At 66.1% G+C, this 17727-nt stretch carries 18 protein-coding genes; 14 read left to right on the top strand and 4 right to left on the bottom strand.

All coding sequences use genetic code 11. From position 1 onward, the window contains the following. Positions 1-170 precede the first annotated feature (170 nt). Entirely contained in the window at positions 171-440 is a 270-nt protein-coding gene (locus tag CVM52_RS11320; protein WP_100162606.1) for an usg protein, read from the top strand. A gap of 253 nt (positions 441-693) precedes the next feature. On the opposite strand, the gene CVM52_RS11325 is transcribed toward CVM52_RS11320, so the two are convergent. Then, on the bottom strand, positions 694-1647 hold the full coding sequence (locus CVM52_RS11325; protein ID WP_100162607.1) for a radical SAM protein: 954 nt from the start codon (positions 1645-1647) through the stop codon (positions 694-696). Between the two features lie 181 nt (positions 1648-1828). Here CVM52_RS11325 and zwf point away from each other — a divergent pair, with 181 nt between their 5' ends. The 4 genes from zwf to CVM52_RS11345 are packed head-to-tail and all read left to right on the top strand — an operon-like array spanning position 1829 to position 6660. Continuing rightward, positions 1829-3295 (top strand): glucose-6-phosphate dehydrogenase, encoded by a 1467-nt coding sequence (gene zwf, locus CVM52_RS11330; RefSeq protein WP_100162608.1) that lies wholly within the window; start codon positions 1829-1831, stop codon positions 3293-3295. Continuing rightward, positions 3292-3963: a 6-phosphogluconolactonase gene (gene pgl, locus CVM52_RS11335; RefSeq protein WP_100162609.1), complete on the top strand. Its 672-nt coding sequence runs from the start codon at positions 3292-3294 to the stop codon at positions 3961-3963. The genes zwf and pgl overlap by 4 nt, the downstream gene beginning before the upstream one ends. A gap of 3 nt (positions 3964-3966) precedes the next feature. Continuing rightward, a complete protein-coding gene (gene pgi / locus CVM52_RS11340; RefSeq protein ID WP_100162610.1) occupies positions 3967-5583 on the top strand; it encodes a glucose-6-phosphate isomerase in 1617 nt (538 codons plus the stop codon). 12 nt (positions 5584-5595) lie between these two features. Further along, the gene (locus tag CVM52_RS11345; RefSeq protein ID WP_100162611.1) at positions 5596-6660 is read left to right on the top strand and encodes an NAD-dependent epimerase/dehydratase family protein; all 1065 of its coding nucleotides are present in this window, start codon (positions 5596-5598) and stop codon (positions 6658-6660) included. A 15-nt stretch (positions 6661-6675) separates the two neighbouring features. Here the strand turns inward: CVM52_RS11345 and tpiA are convergent, their stop codons facing one another. Beyond that, a complete protein-coding gene (gene tpiA / locus CVM52_RS11350; protein WP_100162612.1) occupies positions 6676-7425 on the bottom strand; it encodes a triose-phosphate isomerase in 750 nt (249 codons plus the stop codon). 55 nt (positions 7426-7480) lie between these two features. After that, positions 7481-7870, bottom strand: coding sequence for a RidA family protein (locus tag CVM52_RS11355; RefSeq protein ID WP_100162613.1), 390 nt, complete (start codon positions 7868-7870; stop codon positions 7481-7483). Between the two features lie 233 nt (positions 7871-8103). Between CVM52_RS11355 and CVM52_RS11360 the strand changes: the two genes are divergently transcribed. Genes CVM52_RS11360 through CVM52_RS11400 form a run of 9 tightly spaced genes read left to right on the top strand, consistent with a single transcriptional unit; the run spans position 8104 to position 16365 of the window. Next, on the top strand, positions 8104-9111 hold the full coding sequence (locus CVM52_RS11360; RefSeq protein ID WP_205964941.1) for an ABC transporter substrate-binding protein: 1008 nt from the start codon (positions 8104-8106) through the stop codon (positions 9109-9111). A 2-nt stretch (positions 9112-9113) separates the two neighbouring features. Next, positions 9114-9920: an ABC transporter ATP-binding protein gene (locus CVM52_RS11365; RefSeq protein ID WP_240620941.1), complete on the top strand. Its 807-nt coding sequence runs from the start codon at positions 9114-9116 to the stop codon at positions 9918-9920. Next, positions 9917-10768, top strand: a complete 852-nt coding sequence (locus CVM52_RS11370; protein WP_100162615.1) for an ABC transporter permease — start codon at positions 9917-9919, stop codon at positions 10766-10768. The genes CVM52_RS11365 and CVM52_RS11370 overlap by 4 nt, the downstream gene beginning before the upstream one ends. Further along, on the top strand, positions 10768-12039 hold the full coding sequence (locus CVM52_RS11375) for a cytosine deaminase (RefSeq protein ID WP_100162616.1): 1272 nt from the start codon (positions 10768-10770) through the stop codon (positions 12037-12039). The genes CVM52_RS11370 and CVM52_RS11375 overlap by 1 nt, the downstream gene beginning before the upstream one ends. Continuing rightward, entirely contained in the window at positions 12036-13445 is a 1410-nt protein-coding gene (locus tag CVM52_RS11380; RefSeq protein ID WP_100162617.1) for an FAD-binding oxidoreductase, read from the top strand. The genes CVM52_RS11375 and CVM52_RS11380 overlap by 4 nt, the downstream gene beginning before the upstream one ends. Beyond that, on the top strand, positions 13442-14023 hold the full coding sequence (locus CVM52_RS11385) for an NAD(P)H-dependent oxidoreductase (RefSeq protein WP_100162618.1): 582 nt from the start codon (positions 13442-13444) through the stop codon (positions 14021-14023). The genes CVM52_RS11380 and CVM52_RS11385 overlap by 4 nt, the downstream gene beginning before the upstream one ends. Before the next feature lies 1 nt (position 14024). Further along, positions 14025-14666, top strand: coding sequence for an NAD(P)H-dependent oxidoreductase (locus CVM52_RS11390; protein WP_100162619.1), 642 nt, complete (start codon positions 14025-14027; stop codon positions 14664-14666). Then, positions 14663-15580: an isopenicillin N synthase family dioxygenase gene (locus CVM52_RS11395; protein ID WP_100162620.1), complete on the top strand. Its 918-nt coding sequence runs from the start codon at positions 14663-14665 to the stop codon at positions 15578-15580. The genes CVM52_RS11390 and CVM52_RS11395 overlap by 4 nt, the downstream gene beginning before the upstream one ends. After that, positions 15577-16365: a creatininase family protein gene (locus tag CVM52_RS11400; protein ID WP_276308637.1), complete on the top strand. Its 789-nt coding sequence runs from the start codon at positions 15577-15579 to the stop codon at positions 16363-16365. Before CVM52_RS11395 ends, CVM52_RS11400 begins: the two co-directional genes overlap by 4 nt. Positions 16366-16563: 198 nt before the next feature. On the opposite strand, the gene CVM52_RS11405 is transcribed toward CVM52_RS11400, so the two are convergent. Beyond that, positions 16564-17652: a lipocalin-like domain-containing protein gene (locus CVM52_RS11405; RefSeq protein WP_100162622.1), complete on the bottom strand. Its 1089-nt coding sequence runs from the start codon at positions 17650-17652 to the stop codon at positions 16564-16566. Between the last annotated feature and the right edge of the window lie 75 nt (positions 17653-17727).

Consider the following 17727-nt stretch of genomic DNA (forward strand, 5'->3'; position numbering starts at 1 on the left):
AACTACATCTTGTGGGGGCACTCTATCAGACCCGGTATATGGGGTGCAATGCCTGCCGGGCGGTCAATTTGGCAGCCAGCGAATATGACTGCTAACACACTGTTTTTGTTGAAATTAAGCAAAACGGATTCACAATGGAATCGTACAGGCAACAAAAACGAGGTTTGTGCATGGATATGAGTGAAACCGAGCTGATGCTCAAGGGCTATGGGCTGACCACCGCCGAGTTCTTCTACCGGATGCCCGATTACCGCAGCGTGCTGAACAGTTTCATCTGGCAGGAATATGACCTGGCGCCGGATCACCCCAAGCTGTTCGAGTTTGTCGAGTTCTGGAACAAAGAGATCGACGGGCCGCTGCATTCGGTGCGGTTTACCCACCGCAAGCTGATCAGCCCCGGCCAGTGGCAGAACATGGTGGGCGAGTTCACCCTGCACTGAATCAGGGTCCGTCGCGCCAGACCGTGGCCACGCAGCCATTCGTGGCCATGGTGGTACAGCTGTTGCCACCGGTGGCCAGCCGGCCCGCGGCACAGGTGTTGCGGCGGCCGCGGTCGAGCATGATACGCATCTTGCGCCCGGTCAGGGTGACGCGGGTTGTGCGGTCTCGCCCGGCGAGTCGCGGGGGTGGCCGGTGAAGGGATCTGCGCCGGCGCATAAACCGCCGTGCCGGTGGTCTGGATGAACGACGGGCTTATCCCGAACAGCTGGCGCCGCCCAGCACGCAGAACTTGGCGCAATGCGGGTGGTTCAGATGCACCTTGCCCTCGGCTTCGGCCAGGGTGGCGCCAAGGTCGAATTCGGGCTCGTAGGGGAGCAGGGTGCAGGCCACCACCGAGGGGGTTTCGGCGCCGCGGCGCTTGACCACCATGCGCGAGGAGGCGCACATCACCGTCTCGGGCGAGATGTCGAGGATGCCCCAGCACGCGGTGGTGATTTCGGGCACTTCCGTGCCCAGGTCCATCTCGGGGAAGATCACGGTCTGGGCCGGATCCTCGGCGTCGATGGCAAAGCCGTGGCGGGTGAAGAAGGCGGCAAAGCCGGCGCGCGTGGCCGCATCGCTGTCCTCCCACATGCGACGGGCGGCCACCGTCATCCGGATGCCGGCATCGCGCAGCCAGGTCATGCCGGCCAGGCTGCGGTCGAAACTGCCGTCGCCGCGTTCGTCGTCGTGGCGGGCCGGGTCGAAATGGTCGAGCGAGATGCGCAGCGTCAGCCGGTCGCCGAAATCGCGCTGCAATGCGGTCAGCGCCTCGCGCATCCTGGGGCGCATCATCGGCTGCATCGCGTTGGTCAGGATCAGCACTTCATAGCCGCGTTGCAGCGCCAGGCGTGCCATGTCCGGCATGTCCGGGTTCATGAAGGGTTCGCCCCCGGTAAAGCCGATCTCGCGCACCGGCCAGCCGCGCTCTTTGATCTGGTCGAGATAATCGGCGACCTCATCCGCGGTCAGGTAGACGAGCGCGTCATTGGTCGGGCTGCTTTCGATATAGCAATGGGCGCAGGCGATGTTGCACAGCGTGCCGGTGTTGAACCACAGCGTATCGGGGCGGGTCAGCGTCACCGAGGCGCGCTCGGCCCCGTCGGCGGTGCGGTATCTGTCCAGAAACTTGCCTGAATTGGCGGGCTTGGCCGAGAGATCCTTCATTTCCCATTCCTGACAGTGGCGCACTTGCCTGATCTAGCCTAGGCTCCACCCGAAAGCAAAGATGCGCCAAGATGGGCTGACACAGTTGTGAAGCGTCGCCCTTTTGGTGTATGTTTGCGCTAACAGTAGTTCGCCGCCGCGGATCACAGAGGGTGATATGGCGACACAAGAGGACGGGTAAATGGCTTCACGCGTGATACCGGTCGATCCCTTCGACCTGGTGATTTTTGGCGGGACTGGCGATCTGGCCAAACGCAAGATCCTGCCGGCGTTGTACCGCCGGTTCTGCGCCGGGCAGATGCCGGGCGACGCCAAGATCATCGGCGCCGCGCGCAGCGAACACGATGCCGAGGAATACCGCGCCTTTGCCCATGACGCGATCCAGGAGTTTTCCGATCCGCAGGCCTGCAGCGAGGCGGGGCTGACGGCGTTTCTGAACCGGCTGGATTATGTCACCATCGACGCCCGGGGCGAGGATGGCTGGGCCGAACTGGCGGACAAGCTGACCGAGCGACGCGTGCGGGCGTTTTATTTCTCGGTCGGGCCGGGCCTGTTCGGCGACCTGGCCGAGCGCATCCATTCCCATGGCATGGTCACGGATGACACCCGGATCGTGGTGGAAAAACCCTTTGGTCATGACCTGCCAACCGCGCGCGAACTGAACAAGACGCTGGCGGCGCATTTCGACGAAGGCCAGATCTATCGCATCGACCATTACCTGGGCAAGGAAACGGTACAGAACCTGATGGCGGTGCGGTTCGGCAACATGCTGTTCGAGCCGCTGTGGAATTCACAATATGTCGACCACATCCAGATCACCGTGGCCGAAACCGTCGGTGTCGGCGGGCGCGGCGAATATTATGACAAGTCCGGCGCGATGCGGGACATGGTGCAGAACCACCTGATGCAGCTGCTGTGCCTGATCGCGATGGAACCGCCGGCCAAGTTCGATCCGGACGCGGTGCGCGACGAAAAGCTGAAGGTGATCCGCGCCCTGGGCGAGGTGCTGCCGCATCACATCGTGCGCGGCCAGTACGAAGCCGACCCCGAGGGGCCGCAGGCACATGGCAGCTATCGCGATGCGGTGGGCAATCCCCGCAGCCGCACCGAAAGCTATATCGCGCTGAAGACCCATATCGACAACTGGCGGTGGGCGGGCACGCCGTTCTACCTGCGCACCGGCAAGCGGCTGAAGGCGCGGTCGAGCGTGATCAACGTGATGTTCAAGGACACGCCGCATTCGATCTTTGGCGACGAGGCCGGGCGGCATGCCAATGTGCTGTCGATCCGGTTGCAGCCGAACGAAGGCATCACCCTGCAGGTGACCATCAAGGAGCCCGGGCCGGGCGGCATGCGGTTGATCGACGTGCCGCTGGACATGACGTTTTCCGAGACGCTGGCACCGGAAGATGCCGATTTTCCGGATGCTTACGAGCGCTTGATCATGGATGTGATCCGCGGCAACCAGACCCTGTTCATGCGCGGCGACGAGGTCGAGGCGGCCTGGGCCTGGACCGACCCGATCATCGCCGGCTGGGAGGCGCGCAACGATGTGCCCAAACCCTATGACAGCGGCAGCGCCGGGCCGCGCGACGCGGAATTGCTGATCCAGCGCGACAAACGGGAATGGCGCGGGATAACCCCATGAAACTGATAGAATATGCCGACAGGGACATGTTGGCCATCGATCTGGCCAACATGCTGGCCGGCGAGCTGGAAAGCTGCCTGTTCAACCACGATCACGCCACGCTGGCGGTGCCGGGGGGCAGTTCGCCCGGCCCGGTTTTCGACGCGCTGAGCGGCGTCGGGCTGGACTGGGGCCGGGTGCATGTGCTGCCCACCGACGAACGCTGGGTGCCGGAAAGCCACGAGCGGTCGAACGCGCGGCTGATCCGGCAGCGGCTGCTGACCGACAAGGCGGCGGGCGGCGTGCTGGTGCCATTGTATCGCGACGGCCTGGAGCCGGAGGCGGCGCTGGAGCAGATCGGCGCGGCGCTGGCGCCGAACCTGCCGCTGTCCATCCTGCTGCTGGGGATGGGCCCCGACATGCACACCGCCTCGCTGTTTCCCGGTGCGCCCGGGCTGGCCGAGGCGCTGGCGGGCAAGGGCGGGCCGGTGGCGCTGTTGCGGCCGGAATCGCAGCCCGACGTGCGTGTCAGCCTGACCGCGCCGGTATTGGACGGGGCACTGTCGAAACATCTATTGATCTTCGGGCAGGACAAGCGAGAGGCGCTGGAACGCGCCAGGTCGCTGCCCCCTGAAGAGGCGCCGATTCAGGCGGTTCTTTCCGAAATGACAGTGCATTGGGCGGAGTAATTCATGTCAAAATGGGACAAACTGAAGGCCATTAGGGCCCAGGCAGGAGAGCGTCATATCCTCGACCTCTTCAAGGCGGATGGTGACCGGGCCGAGGCGTTTTCGACCACCACCGGGGATCTGCGCTTTGACTATTCCAAAACCCAGATCGACGCCGCGGCGCGCGCCGCGCTGATCGATTTATGCGATGCGGCCGGTCTGGCCGACCGGCGCGAGGCGATGTTCAGCGGCGGCACCATCAACGAGACCGAGGGGCGGGCGGTGCTGCACACCGCGCTGCGCAACCTCGATGGCGGGCCGGTGATGGTGGACGGGCAGGACGTGATGCCCGGCGTGCTGGACACGCTGGCGCGGATGCGCAGCTTTGCCGAGGCGGTGCGCGGCGGCGAAAAACCCGCGGCCGGCGGCGCCTTTACCGATGTGGTTAATATCGGCATCGGCGGCTCTGACCTGGGCCCGGCGATGGCGGTGCTGGCGCTGGCGCCTTATCATGACGGGCCGCGCTGCCATTTCGTGTCGAATGTCGATGGCGCGCATATCGCCGACACGCTGGCCGGTCTGGATCCGAAAACGACGCTGGTGATCGTCGCGTCCAAGACCTTTACCACCATCGAGACAATGACCAATGCGCGCACCGCCAAGGCCTGGCTGACCGAGGGCGGCGGCGATGCGGCGGCGCAATTCGCGGCGCTGTCCACCGCCGGGGACAAGACCGCCGCCTTTGGCATCGACCCCGCGCATGTCTTCGGCTTCGAGGACTGGGTCGGCGGGCGCTATTCCATGTGGGGGCCGATCGGGTTGTCGCTGATGCTGGCGATCGGGCCGAAGGCGTTTGACGCCTTTCTGCGCGGCGGCCAGGCGATGGACCAGCATTTCCGATCCGCCGCTTGGCACGAGAACATGCCGGTGCTGTTGGCGCTGACGGGCATCTGGCATCACCAGGTCTGCGGCTATGCCACCCGCGCGGTGCTGCCCTATGACCAGCGCCTGTCGCGGCTGCCGGCCTATTTCCAGCAGCTGGAGATGGAGAGCAACGGCAAGAGCGTGTCGATGGACGGCGCGGTGCTGGACGGGCCGTCGGGACCGGTGGTGTGGGGCGAACCCGGCACCAACGGGCAGCACGCGTTCTACCAGCTGATCCACCAGGGCACCGCGGTGATCCCCTGCGAGTTCATGGTCGCCGCCACCGGGCACGAGCCCGAGCTGGCGCATCATCACCGGCTGCTGGTGGCCAATTGCCTGGCCCAGTCCGAGGCGCTGATGCGCGGCCGGTCGCTGGAAGAGGCGCGCGCCAAGGTGGCGGGCAAGTTCGAGGGCGCGGAACTGGAACGCCAGGCGCGGCACCGGGTGTTTCCGGGCAACCGGCCGTCGGTGACGCTGGCCTATCCGCAGCTGACGCCGTTCGTGCTGGGCCAGATCATTGCGCTGTATGAACACCGGGTCTTTGTCGAAGGCGTGATCCTTGGTATCAATTCCTATGACCAGTGGGGCGTCGAACTGGGCAAGGAACTTGCAACCTCGCTGGGCCCGATCGTGGATGGCAGCGAAAGCGCGGCGAGCAAGGACGGGTCGACCGCGGCGCTGGTGGCCTTTGTCCATCGGCATGGCGGCGGCGCCTGAAAGGAGGAACCGATGAGTTCCCCGGTCTATGACAGCTCGAAACCGGTGCTGGTGACCGGCGCGACCGGCTATCTGGCCGGCTGGCTGGTCAAGCGGCTGCTGGAAGAGGGGTTCACCGTTCACGCCGCGGTGCGCGACCCGGACAACGCCGCCAAGGTGGCGCATCTGCGCGCCCTGGGGGACAGCCATCCGGGCACGCTGGTGCTGTTCCGGGCCGACCTGCTGGAAGAGGGCAGCTATGATGCGGCGATGGCGGGCTGCGGCGTGGTGTTCCACACCGCTTCGCCCTTCACCTCGAAATACGATGACGCGCAGACCGGGCTGGTCGACCCGGCGCTGAACGGCACCCGCAACGTGCTGAACAGCGCCAACCGAACCGACAGCGTGCAGCGCGTGGTGCTGACCTCGTCGTGCGCGGCGATCTATGGCGACAATATCGATGTTGCCAAGGCACCGGGCGGCCAGCTGACCGAGGCGGTGTGGAACACCAGTTCGCGGCTGGATCACCAGGCCTATTCTTATTCCAAGACGGTGGCGGAACGCGCCGCCTGGGAGATTGCCGAGGCGCAGTCGCGCTGGCGGCTGGTGGCGGTGAACCCGGCCTTCATCCTGGGCCCCGGACTGGCCCCGGCGCAGACCAGCGAATCCTTTAACGTGATGCGCCAACTGGGCGACGGCACCATGCGCCCCGGCGCGCCGCCGCTGGAAATCGGCATGGTCGATGTGCGCGACGTGGCCGAGGCGCATATGCGCGCGGCATTCGTGCCCGAGGCGAACGGGCGGCATATCGTGTTTTCCGAGGTGCACAGTTTCAAGGATCTGGCCGACATGCTGCGCCCCGAGTTCGGGGAATATCCGCTGCCCAGACGCGAGGCGCCGAAATGGCTGATCTGGCTGATCGGTCCGCTGCTGAGCAAGAACCTGTCGCGGCCGGAAATCGCCGCGTCGATGGGCCATCGCTGGGCCGCCGACAATGGCAAGTCGAAACGCGAGCTGGGCATGAGCTATCGCCCGGTGGACGGCGCCGTGCGCGAGATGTTCCGGCAGATGGTCGAGGCCGGCGTGGTCAAGCGCTGAGCCGGGCGCGGCGACTCACGCCGCGTTCAGCGCCGCCACGATGGGGGAAAAATCGGTCGCCTTCAGGCTGGCACCGCCGACCAGCGCGCCATCGACATTGGACACCGCGAAAATCTCGGCGGCGTTGCTGGGCTTGACCGAACCGCCATAGAGCAGCCGGACCGCGCCGGCGCGCTCCGCTCCGAACCGCGCGGTCAGCTCGGCGCGGATGAAATCATGCACCTCGGCAATTTCCGCCAGCGTCGGCACCTTACCGGTACCGATGGCCCAGATCGGTTCATAGGCGATCACCGTATTGGCGCCGGTTGCCTGTTCGGGGACCGAGCCGGCCAGCTGCGCGCCGATCACCTGCAGGGTCTGGCCGCCCTCGCGCTGCGCCAGGCTTTCCCCGACGCAGATGATCGCGACCAGATCGGCGGCGATGGCGGCCTGTGCCTTGGCGCAGACCTGCGCATCGCTTTCACCGTGGTCCTCGCGGCGTTCGGAATGGCCGACGATCACATGGGTCGCGCCGGCCTCGGCCAGCATCGCGGCACTGACATCGCCGGTATGGGCGCCGGTTTCATTGGCATGGCAATCTTGCCCGCCGATGGCCAGCGCGCTGCCCTGCACCAGCGCGGCGGCGCGGTGGATCAGCGGCGCCGGCGGGCAGATCAGCATCTCGCAGGAGGGGTGGGGATGCACCGCGATCAGCGCCGAGAGTTCGGACAGCGCCGCCCCGGTGCCGTTCATCTTCCAATTGCCCGCCGCCAGTTTGCGTCTCATCGCGATCCCCCTGTGGTTTTGCCGCCGTGGTAGCACCCCGCGCGGGGCGAGACAATCAGACCGCAGCAGCGGTCACTTCGACCTCGACCTTGAAGTCGGGGCGGGTGAAGCCCGAGACGATCACCAGCGTCGAGGCCGGCGGGTCCGCCACCTCGGCCAGCCAGGCGTCGCGCGCGGCCATATAGCCGGCCATATGGGCGCGGTCGGTGACGAAGGCGTTGATGCGGATGACGTCGCCGGGGGTCATGCCGGCCTCGGCCAGGATTGCCGTGATATTGGCGAAACATTGCGCCGCCTGGCCCTCGGCATCCTCGGGCAGGCTGTCATCCGGGCGCAGGCCCAACTGGCCCGAGGTGACCAGAAGGCGCGCACCGGCGGGCACCTCGACCCCGTGCGCGTAACGGGCAAAGGGCGGGCGGATCGAACTGGGAGAGAAGCGGCGCAAATCGGTCTTTCTGCAAGGGCTTGGCGGGCCGGGTCAATTTGGCCCCTGAGCGGCCGTCGCGCAATCGCTTTGCCGCCGGCTGTTCGCGCCTGATCAGCCGCCGGGCAGCATCGCGCCGGGCTGCCTTATATTTGGGCAGTACACTTTGAGAGGGCGGGCGCCGTGCACATTTTCTGGCTGTCGCATTCGGGCGCCCCTAGGCTCGACCCCACAAATTCCCAATGGAGGCTTCGATGACCCTGAAACCGGCAGCTCTGGCCGCGTCTTTCGCTCTGACCGCTACATCCGCCGTCGCGCTTGAGGCGGTGTCTTTCGGAACCAACTGGGTGCCGCAAGCCGAACATGGCGGCTATTACCAGGCGGTGGCCGATGGCACCTATGAGGCCTGCGGTCTGGACGTCACCATCGTTCCCGGCGGGCCGCAGGTGAACAACCGCGCGCTGCTGATGGCGGGCAAGGTCGATTTCCACATGGCCGGCAACCTGCTGTTGCCCTTCTCGGCGGTCGAGCAGGGCATTCCGATCAAGGTGGTCGCGGCGCATTTCCAGAAAGAACCGCAGGTGATCCTGACCCATCCCGGCAAGGTTGGCAGTTTCGAGGAGCTGAAGACCCTGCCCAAGCTGTTCATCGGCGATAACGGCTATCAGTCGTACTACCAGTGGATGATCACCGAGTTCGGCTTCACCGCCGAACAGCGCGTGCCCTATACCTTCAACCCGGCGCCGTTCATCGCCGACCCCGAGTCGGGGCAGCAGGGCTATGTCACCTCGGAGCCGTTTGCCATCGAACGCGAAGGCGGGTTCAAGCCGGATATCTTCGTGATCGCCGATGCCGGGTTCAACACCTATGCGACGCTGGTCGAAACCATGCAGGACACCATCGACGAGAAGCCGGAGGTGGTGAAATGTTTCGTCGAGGGCTCGGCCATCGGCTGGGCCAATTATCTCTATGGCGACCCGACGCTGGCCAATGCGCTGATCCAGGAACAGAACCCGGAAATGAGCAGCGAGCAGATCGCCTATTCCATCGAGATGATGAAGGAATTCGGCATCGTCGATTCCGGCGATTCGCTGGAAATGGGCATCGGCGCGATGACAGATGCGACGATCACCAGCTTTTACGACAAGATGGTCGACTCGGGGGTGATTGATGCGGGGCTTGACCTGAGCCAGGTCTATACGCTGGACTTCGCCAACACCGGCGCGGCGCTGCCGGTGAAGAAGACACTGCTGGGCGAGTAAACGTGACTCTTGCATTGGGCAGCGCGCCGGAGAGTTTCGGCGCGCCGCAGGCGGGCGCGCAGATCCTGTCTTTGTCCGAAGTCACCAAGGTCTTCAACGGCGACCTGGTGGCCCTCAGAGGCATGTCTTTGCAAGTGCGGCAGGGCGATTTCATCTCGCTGCTGGGGCCGTCGGGCTGTGGCAAGTCCACGGCGCTGCGGCTGATCGCCGGGCTGATCCACCCGACGGCGGGGCGCATCGACTGGTCGGGCGGGCAGGGCGCCGGCGACCTGGGGGTGGTGTTCCAGGAACCGACGCTGATGCCCTGGGCGACGGTGGCGCAGAATGTCTGGCTGCCGCTGCGGCTGCGCGGCAAAAGCTATGGCGCGGTCAAGGATGACGTGATGGAGGCGCTGCGCCTGGTCGGTCTGGAGAAATTCCTGACCGCCTATCCGCGCGAATTGTCCGGCGGCATGAAGATGCGGGTGTCGATTGCGCGGGCGCTGGTGACCCGGCCGCGGCTGATCCTGATGGACGAACCCTTTGCGGCGCTGGACGAGATCACCCGCCACAAGCTGAACAATGACCTGTTGCAACTCAGGGCCAAGACCGGCTGTACCGTGATCTTCGTCACCCATTCGGTGTTTGAATCGGTGTTCCTGTCGAACCGCATCGTGGTGATGGCGGCGCGGCCCGGTCGGGTGATCCGCGAGCTGGAGGTGAACCAGCCCTATCCGCGCGGCGAAGAGTACCGCACCTCGGCCGATTACGCCGCCCATTGCCGCGAGGCGAGCGATGCGCTGCATGCGGCGATGGGAGAGGCGGCATGAGCGTGACGCCCGAGACCGGCCTGGTGGTCGACCGCGAAGAGCAGGCCCGCGCCCGGCGCCTGCGCAACGAACGTATCGGCCGCTGGGTGCTGCCGATCTTGGTGGTGGTCCTGACGGTCTACGCCTGGGATCGGATCTGCGTGATCAACGAGATCCCGCATTACATCCTGCCGCGTCCCGGCCTGGTTCTAGAGACGCTGATCAAGGATTTTCCCATCCTTCTCAGCGCCTTGTTGGTGACTCTTCAAACAACGCTTTTGGCGCTGGCGGTGGCGGTTCTGGGCGGGGTCGGCCTGGCGGTGCTGTTCACCCAGAGCAAGTTCATCGAGATGTCGTTCTATCCCTACGCGGTGATCCTGCAGGTGACGCCGATCGTGTCGATTGCGCCACTGATCTTCATCTATGTCGACAGCAAGATCGCCGGGCTGCTGATCTGCGCCTGGATCGTGGCGTTTTTCCCGATCCTGTCCAACACCACCCTGGGGCTGAACTCGGCCGATCACAACTTGCGCGATCTATTCAAGATCTACGGCGCCACGCGCTGGCAGCGGCTGCGGTTCCTGCAACTGCCCTCGGCGCTGCCCTATTTCCTGGGCGGGTTGCGGATTGCCGGCGGGCTGGCCTTGATCGGGTCGGTGGTGGCGGAATATGTCGCCGGCACGGGGGGCATCGGGTCGGGGCTGGCCTTTACCATCCTCGAAGCGGGTTATCGCCTGAACATCCCGCGCATGTTCGCGGCGCTGCTGCTGATCGCCGGGACCGGCGTGGTGATTTTCATGGCGCTGTCCTTTCTAAGCCACATGATGCTGCGCAAGTGGCATGAAAGCGCGTTGAAACGGGAGGGGTGATGGATTTTTGCGTTCTGCCCAGCGGCGCAGTGACCCTGAGAAATCTGGCCACCCCGGCCTGCCTGATTGGCCAGGACGGCGATCTGGCCCGCATCGACCTGACCCTTGCCGACGGGCGGCTGTCCGACACCCCGGCCGCCAGGGTGATCGACATGCAGGGCGCGATGGTGTTCCCCGCCTTTGTCGACATGCACACGCATCTGGACAAGGGGCATATCTGGACCCGCGCGCCCAATCCCGACGGCACCTTTGCTGGGGCGCTGTCGACGGTGGAATCCGACCGCATGGCGCATTGGTCGGCCGAGGACGTGCGGACGCGGATGGATTTTGCCCTGCGCTGTGCCTGGGCGCATGGCACGCGGGCGATCCGCACCCATCTGGACAGCCGCCCGCCGCAGGACGAGATCAGCTTTGGCGTGTTCCGCGAGACACGCGCGGACTGGGCCGGGCGCATCGATCTGCAGGCGGCCTGCCTGGTGTCGATCGAGAACGTGTCGACGGATGGTGCCTTTCGCGGCACCGCCGATCTCGTGGCCGAGACCGGCGGGGTGCTGGGCGCGGTCAGCTATCCGATCCCCGATCTGAAACCGCGGCTGCGGGAGTTTTTCGACATGGCTGGCGAAAGGGGGCTGGCCGCCGACCTGCATGTCGACGAAGCCGTCGACCCTTCGGCCGCGACGCTGCGCGAGATCGCCCGCACGGTGCTGGAGACCGGTTTTGACGCGCCGGTGACGGTGGGCCATTGCTGTTCGCTGTCGGTGCAGGACGAGGCCGAGGTGCTGCAGACTCTGGACCTGGTGGCCAGGGCCGGGCTGGACGTCGTCAGCCTGCCGATGTGCAACATGTACCTGCAGGATCGGCAGCCGGAGCGCACGCCGCGCCTGCGCGGCGTGACGCTGGTGCACGAGATGCGGGCGCGGGGGATCAAGGTCAGCTTTGCCTCGGACAATACCCGCGATCCCTTTTATGCCTATGGCGATCTCGACATGATCGAGGTGATGCGCGAGGCGACGCGCATCGCCCATCTGGACCATTCCCGCGCCGATTGGGTCACCGCCTTTACCACCACGCCTGCCGAGGCCTGCGGCTTTGCGATGCCGTCGCTGGCCCCCGGCAGCCAGGCCGACCTGGTGATTTGCAAGGCGCGCGGCTGGAGCGAACTGTTCGCGCGGCCGCAATCCGACCGCATCGTCATTCGGGGCGGCGCACAGATTGACCGCGCGCTGCCCGATTTTAGTGAACTTGACCATCTGATGAGCTTGCCCCGATGAAACCCAATGTCGCCGCTGCCAAGGCCGCCCTGTCGCATATCGAAATGGATGAAAACCCGGCCACGATCCGGTCGAAAAGCCGCGATTTCTTCTGGTATTCTCCGCTGTTGAAGGACCGGCTGGACCACGTGCAGGCCGATTTCGTGGTCAACCCGGCCTCGGAGGCCGAGGTGATCGAGGTGCTGAAGACCTGCTATGCCCATGATGTGCCGGTCACCGTGCGCGGGGCGGGAACCGGCAATTACGGCCAGGCAATGCCGCTGGCGGGTGGCTGCCTGATGCACATGAAGAACTTCAACAAGGTGAAATCGGTGTATCCCGGCGGCGTGATCGCCGAGCCCGGCTGCATCATGAAGGAATTGGACGATGAGATCCGCGCCGCCTCGGGGCAGGAATTGCGGATGAGCCCGTCGACCTATGCGATGGCCACGCTTGGCGGCTTCATCGCCGGCGGTTCCGGCGGGGTCGGTTCGGTCCGCTGGGGGGCATTGCGCGACCTGGGCAATATCATCCGCCTGCGGGTGGTGACGATGGAGGCCGAGCCGCGGGTGCTGGAGTTTCGCGGCGAGGAAGTGCCGCGCGTCTCCCATGCCTATGGCACCAACGGCATCATCACCGAGGTCGAGATGCCGCTGGCCCCGGCCTATGACTGGATCGGCATTTTCGTTTCCACCGAGGATTTCGACGAGGCGATGCGTTTTGCCGCCGACCTGGCCAACGAGGACGGCATCCTGATCAAGCTGGCCTCGGTCTACGAGGCGCCGATGGCGAAGTCGTATTTTCAGCGCGTCAACGCCCATGTGACCGAGCGGGATCACCTGCTGGGGCTGATGGTGGCGCCCCATGCGATGGACGCTTTCGCCATCTTCGCCGCGCGCTATCCCGGCGCCCGGGTGATCTACCGCTCGGACGCGTCGGACTGGCCACGCGCGCCGGGCCCGGTTTACGAATTCGGCTGGAACCACACCACGCTGCGGGCGCTGAAATTCGACCCCTCGGTCACCTATCTGCAGGTGCGCTACAAGTACCCGGATCATTTCGAACTGGTAGAGCAGGTGCGCGCCGAATTCGGCGCCGAGGTGTTGCAGCACCTGGAGGTGCTGCGCGAGAACGGCAAGGTTTGTTTTGCCGGGCTGCCGATCGTGAAATTCACCAGTGAGGAACGGCTGGAAGAGATCGTGCGCCGGCACGAGGAGATGGGTTGCATGATCTTCAACCCGCATCGCTATACGCTGGAAGAGGGCGGGCGGCAGTCCACCGACCAGCGCCAGCTGGATTTCAAGCGCGAGGCGGATCCCAAGGGGCTGCTGAATCCCGGCAAGATGATCGCCTGGGACGATCCCGACTGGTCCTATGACCAAATCTATGCCTATCCCGGCCTGCTGCCGAAGGAGGCCGCAGAGTGACCCGGGCGCTGGTGCTGTTTGCCCATCCTTGTCCCGAAAGCTTCAACGCGGCGGTGCATACCACCGTGATCGACACGCTGACGGCGCGCGGCTGGGAGGTGGATGATTGCGATCTGAATGCCGAAGGCTTCGATCCGGTGCTGACCCGCGAGGGGCGCCGGCTGTACCATGAGGTGCCGGACAATATCGAACCGGTGCGCGATTATGTCGAACGGCTGCGCGCGGCGCAGGCGCTGGTGATGGTGTTCCCGGTGTGGAATTTCGGCTATCCGGCGATCCTGAAGGGTTTTCTCGACCGGGTGTTTCTGCCCGGCGTCAGTTTCAAGCTGGTCGATGGCAAGGTAAAGCCCAACCTGCAGAACATTCGCAAGCTGGCGGCCTGCACCACCTATGGCGGCAATCGGCTGCGCGCCTTCATGGCCGGCGATCCGCCGCGCAAATCGGTCACCCGCGCGGTCTGGCATGTCTGCCGGCCGGACAAGATGCGCTATGTTACGCTGTACGACCTGAACCGTGCCACCGACGCAAGGCGCGCGGCGCATCTGGAACGGGTCAGGACCGAGATGGAGGCGTTCTGAGATGCGGGCCCTGGTGCTGTATTGCCATCCCAAACCCGAAAGCTTTACCGCCGCGGTGCGCGACGTGGTGATCGGCCGGCTGCAGGCGGCGGGGGCCGAGATCCGGCTGCGCGATCTGTATCAGCGCGGCTTCGACCCGCTGCTGAGTGCCGAGGAGCACCGCGCCTATGAGCGCACGCCCGACAACCGCGCGCGGGTGCAGGAGGACTGCGACGACCTGCTGTGGGCCGATACGCTGATCTTCGTCTACCCGACCTGGTGGTACGGGTTGCCGGCGATGCTGAAAGGCTGGCTGGACCGCGCCCTGGTGCCCGAGATCGCCTTTATGATGCCCAAGCGCGAGGGCGACACCATCCGCCCCGGCCTGACCCATATCACCCGGCTGGGGGTGTTCACCACCTGCGGCGCCTCGCGCTGGCTGACCTTCGCGGTGGGCGCGCCGGGCAAGCGCACGCTGATGCGCGGGCTGGGCTGGCTGTTGGCGCCGCGGGCGCGTAAGGTCTTTGCCGTGCATTACCTGATGGACAGTTCCACCGCGGCCAGCCGCGCCCGTCACCTGCGCCGCGTCGCGGCGCGGATGGACCGGCTGATTTCGACCAAGGCGCCACTGCCGGTGCCGGTGCATGGCGAGGCGCGGGCATGATCCCGATGCTGGACTGGCGCCGTTTCGCCAGCGGCCGCGACCGCGACGGCTTCGTCGCCGATCTGGGCCATGCCTGCCGCGACACCGGGTTCTTCCTGCTGTCCGGCCATGGGGTGCCCGATGCGCTGATCACCTCGGTCTTCCGCCAGGCCGATGCGTTTTTCGACCTGCCCGAGCTGAACAAGCGCCGGCTGGACATCCGCCGCAACCCTCATAATCGCGGCTGGGCCGCCGAGGGCGCCGAGGCGCTGGATGAGAAGAGCGGGATGATGGACCGCAAGGAGGCGTTCAATGTCGGGCTGGACCTGACCGCCGACGATCCGCGCGTCAGGGCGGGCGAGCCGTTTCGCGGGGTGAATATCTGGCCCGACCTGCCGGGGTTCCGCCAGGCGATGCTGGCCTATTACGACGCGGCGCTGTCGCTGGGCGTGGCGCTGCATGCCGCCTTCGAGGCCGATCTGGGCCTGCCCAAGGGGTTCTTCGCGCCACATTTCAGCGCGCCGATGGCGACGCTGCGGGCGCTGCGCTATCCGCCGGCCCGCGACGGGATCGGCGCCGGGGCGCATACCGATTACGGATCGGTCACGCTGCTGATGACCGATGGCGTGGCGGGGTTGCAGGTCAAGCCGCGCGAGGGCGGCTGGATCGACGTGCCGCATGTACCGGGGACATTCGTGGTCAATATCGGCGACTGCCTGATGCGCTGGTCGAACGACATCTATGTTTCGACCCCGCACCGGGTGCTGCCGCCGGACCGGCCGCGCCGGTCGATTGCCTTCTTCCTGGATCCCAACCCCGACAGCGTGATCGCGGCGCTGCCGGGCACCGGCGCGGCAAAATATCCGCCGGTGCGCGGGGCGGATTACCTGCGCGGGCGGCTGGACGCGACCTATCTGCCGGAGGGCACCGCGTGAGGCGGCTGGACTGGGCGCAATATCGCAGCCCCGAATTTGCTGGCATGGATCCGGCCAGGACGCTGGCCATCCTGCCCACCGCCGCGATCGAGCAGCACGGGCCGCATCTGCCCACCGGCACCGACACGATGATCGCCGAGGGCATGCTGGCCCGGCTGCGCGCCACCTGTCCCGACGATCTGGACATCCTGATCCTGCCGGTGCAGGCGGTGGGCAAGTCGAACGAGCATGTACACGCGGCGGGCACCCTGACGCTGAGCGCCGAAAACGCCCTGCGGGTCTGGACCGAGATCGGCCTGTCGGTGGCACGCGCCGGGCTGCGCAAGCTGGTCATCGTCAACAGCCATGGCGGCAACCTGGACCTGGTGTCGATCCTCACCCGCGAGCTGCGGGTACGCGCCGGGATGCTGGCGGTGAAATGCCAATGGGGCGGGTTCGGCCATCCGGCGGGGATGTATTCCGATCACGAACGCGCCTTTGGCATCCATGGCGGCGATGTCGAAACCTCGCTGATGCTGGCCTTCCGGCCGGAATGCGTGGATATGGCCGCGGCGCGGAATTTCACCTCGTCCGCCGAGGGCGCGCCGATTTCGCCGATCGGGCCGATCTCTTACGGCTGGGTGTCCTCGGACCTGAACCCGGCGGGCACGGTGGGCGATGCCTCGGTCGCCACGGCCGAGAAGGGGGCGGCGACCTGCGCGCATCAGGTCGTCGGCTTCATCGAGCTGCTGCGCAAGGTGCGGGACATTCCGCTGGACGGCTTCGCGGCAACGCTGCCGGAGTAGGCGGGCAAAGCCGGCCCGGAACAAGGCGCGCAGCGCCGCCGGGCCAGCGGCGGACCGTCCCGGCGGTCTGCCGCTTGGGTGCCGTTTGCGCAAATCTCTGAGCAGGGGGGGTCTGGCCACCATAAAGCGCATCGTTCCTCGGTTGCAGCGGCATCCCACGGTCCGCCGCCGGCCCGGCTAGCACTCCGGCCTTGATCTCTACTCATACCCCGTCATCTCGAGATAGCCGCGCCCGGCATGGCTGCCGGTCACCGTGACCGGCCCCTCCCAATAGGCAAAGGAGGTGCCCATCCAGCTTTGCGGGTTCAGCGCCGCGACCTCGGCCTCCAGCCCCTCGGCCGGCAGGTGCAGCCGCCAGCGGGTCGGCACCCGGCGGCCGGCCACTTCGGTCCAGACCAGCGGCTCGGCCCGGAAGGCGCCATCGGGCAGTGCCCGGGCGCTGCCGTCGGCGGCGACCCAGGTGGCGGCGGTGAAATCGCCGCGGCTGTCGCGCAGTCGGAAGGCCATCATCCGCGCGCCGCTGTCGAAGGCGAGCGAGAACCAGTCCCAGCCGCTCTGATCCGCCGATAGTGGCTGCGAGGACCACTCCCGGTCGAGCCAGCCCTGGCCGGTCACCGCCACCGGCCCTTCGGGCAGGCTCAGCGTGCCCTGCACCGCATAGGCCGGCTGCGAATAGTAATAGCTGGCATGGCCGTCGCGCGATTTCACCGAATAGCCCGCGGCGCCATGTTCCACCAGCGGCCCCTCGGTCGAAAGCTGCAGGTCATAGGCAAACTCGGCCCCGCGCGCGGTGAGGCGCAGATTGGAAATGCCGTCCCCCGTTGCCGACATCTGCCAGTCGTCGATAAAGGCGGCAAAGGGCTGCGCTGTCACCCCGGCCTGGCCGATGCCGCCGCGGGCGATGCGTTCGGCAAAGCGGTGACGGTCGGCGGAGGTCACCGCGGCATGGCCCATCCAGATCTGCGGACTGTGCCAGCCCTCGGCCGCGCCCGGCGCCAGTGCCGAGCGGAACAGCGTCCATTGCACGCCATAATCGCGCCCGTCGGCGCCCCGCAGCGTTGCGGTCAGATACCACCATTCGATCCGGTAGTCGGGATGCGGCCCGTGATCGCGCGGGAAGTCCAGCGCCACGCCGGGGCGGGGCAGGGCAAAGCCCTCGGCCCCGGTGCCCAGCCCGGCATAGCCCTGCGCCCAGGCGCCCTGCCACAGCAGCGACAGCAGCAACACCAGCACCGTCCCGGACCCGATCAGTGACCTCCACGCTCTTGCTCCGCGCTCACCGCTCATTGGCAAACACCTTCAGCAGGTCCGAGGGCGGCAGGCGGCGCAGCCGCCGGGCCGGCAGCGCCGCGGCCAGCGCCC

This window comes from Pseudooceanicola lipolyticus (assembly GCF_002786325.1).
Lineage (GTDB): Bacteria > Pseudomonadota > Alphaproteobacteria > Rhodobacterales > Rhodobacteraceae > Pseudooceanicola_C > Pseudooceanicola_C lipolyticus.

What these genes read in the sequence shown, in the direction of transcription:
- CVM52_RS11395 (WP_100162620.1), top strand. Translation starts at nt 14,663, where the DNA reads ATGATCCCGATGCTGGACTGGCGCCGTTTCGCCAGCGGCCGCGACCGC.
- CVM52_RS11345 (WP_100162611.1), top strand. Translation starts at nt 5,596, where the DNA reads ATGAGTTCCCCGGTCTATGACAGCTCGAAACCGGTGCTGGTGACCGGC.
- tpiA (WP_100162612.1), bottom strand. Translation starts at nt 7,425, where the DNA reads ATGAGACGCAAACTGGCGGCGGGCAATTGGAAGATGAACGGCACCGGG.
- pgi (WP_100162610.1), top strand. Translation starts at nt 3,967, where the DNA reads ATGTCAAAATGGGACAAACTGAAGGCCATTAGGGCCCAGGCAGGAGAG.
- CVM52_RS11405 (WP_100162622.1), bottom strand. Translation starts at nt 17,652, where the DNA reads ATGAGCGGTGAGCGCGGAGCAAGAGCGTGGAGGTCACTGATCGGGTCC.
- CVM52_RS11360 (WP_205964941.1), top strand. Translation starts at nt 8,104, where the DNA reads ATGACCCTGAAACCGGCAGCTCTGGCCGCGTCTTTCGCTCTGACCGCT.
- CVM52_RS11325 (WP_100162607.1), bottom strand. Translation starts at nt 1,647, where the DNA reads ATGAAGGATCTCTCGGCCAAGCCCGCCAATTCAGGCAAGTTTCTGGAC.
- CVM52_RS11390 (WP_100162619.1), top strand. Translation starts at nt 14,025, where the DNA reads ATGCGGGCCCTGGTGCTGTATTGCCATCCCAAACCCGAAAGCTTTACC.
- CVM52_RS11375 (WP_100162616.1), top strand. Translation starts at nt 10,768, where the DNA reads ATGGATTTTTGCGTTCTGCCCAGCGGCGCAGTGACCCTGAGAAATCTG.
- CVM52_RS11370 (WP_100162615.1), top strand. Translation starts at nt 9,917, where the DNA reads ATGAGCGTGACGCCCGAGACCGGCCTGGTGGTCGACCGCGAAGAGCAG.
- CVM52_RS11320 (WP_100162606.1), top strand. Translation starts at nt 171, where the DNA reads ATGGATATGAGTGAAACCGAGCTGATGCTCAAGGGCTATGGGCTGACC.
- zwf (WP_100162608.1), top strand. Translation starts at nt 1,829, where the DNA reads ATGGCTTCACGCGTGATACCGGTCGATCCCTTCGACCTGGTGATTTTT.
- pgl (WP_100162609.1), top strand. Translation starts at nt 3,292, where the DNA reads ATGAAACTGATAGAATATGCCGACAGGGACATGTTGGCCATCGATCTG.
- CVM52_RS11380 (WP_100162617.1), top strand. Translation starts at nt 12,036, where the DNA reads ATGAAACCCAATGTCGCCGCTGCCAAGGCCGCCCTGTCGCATATCGAA.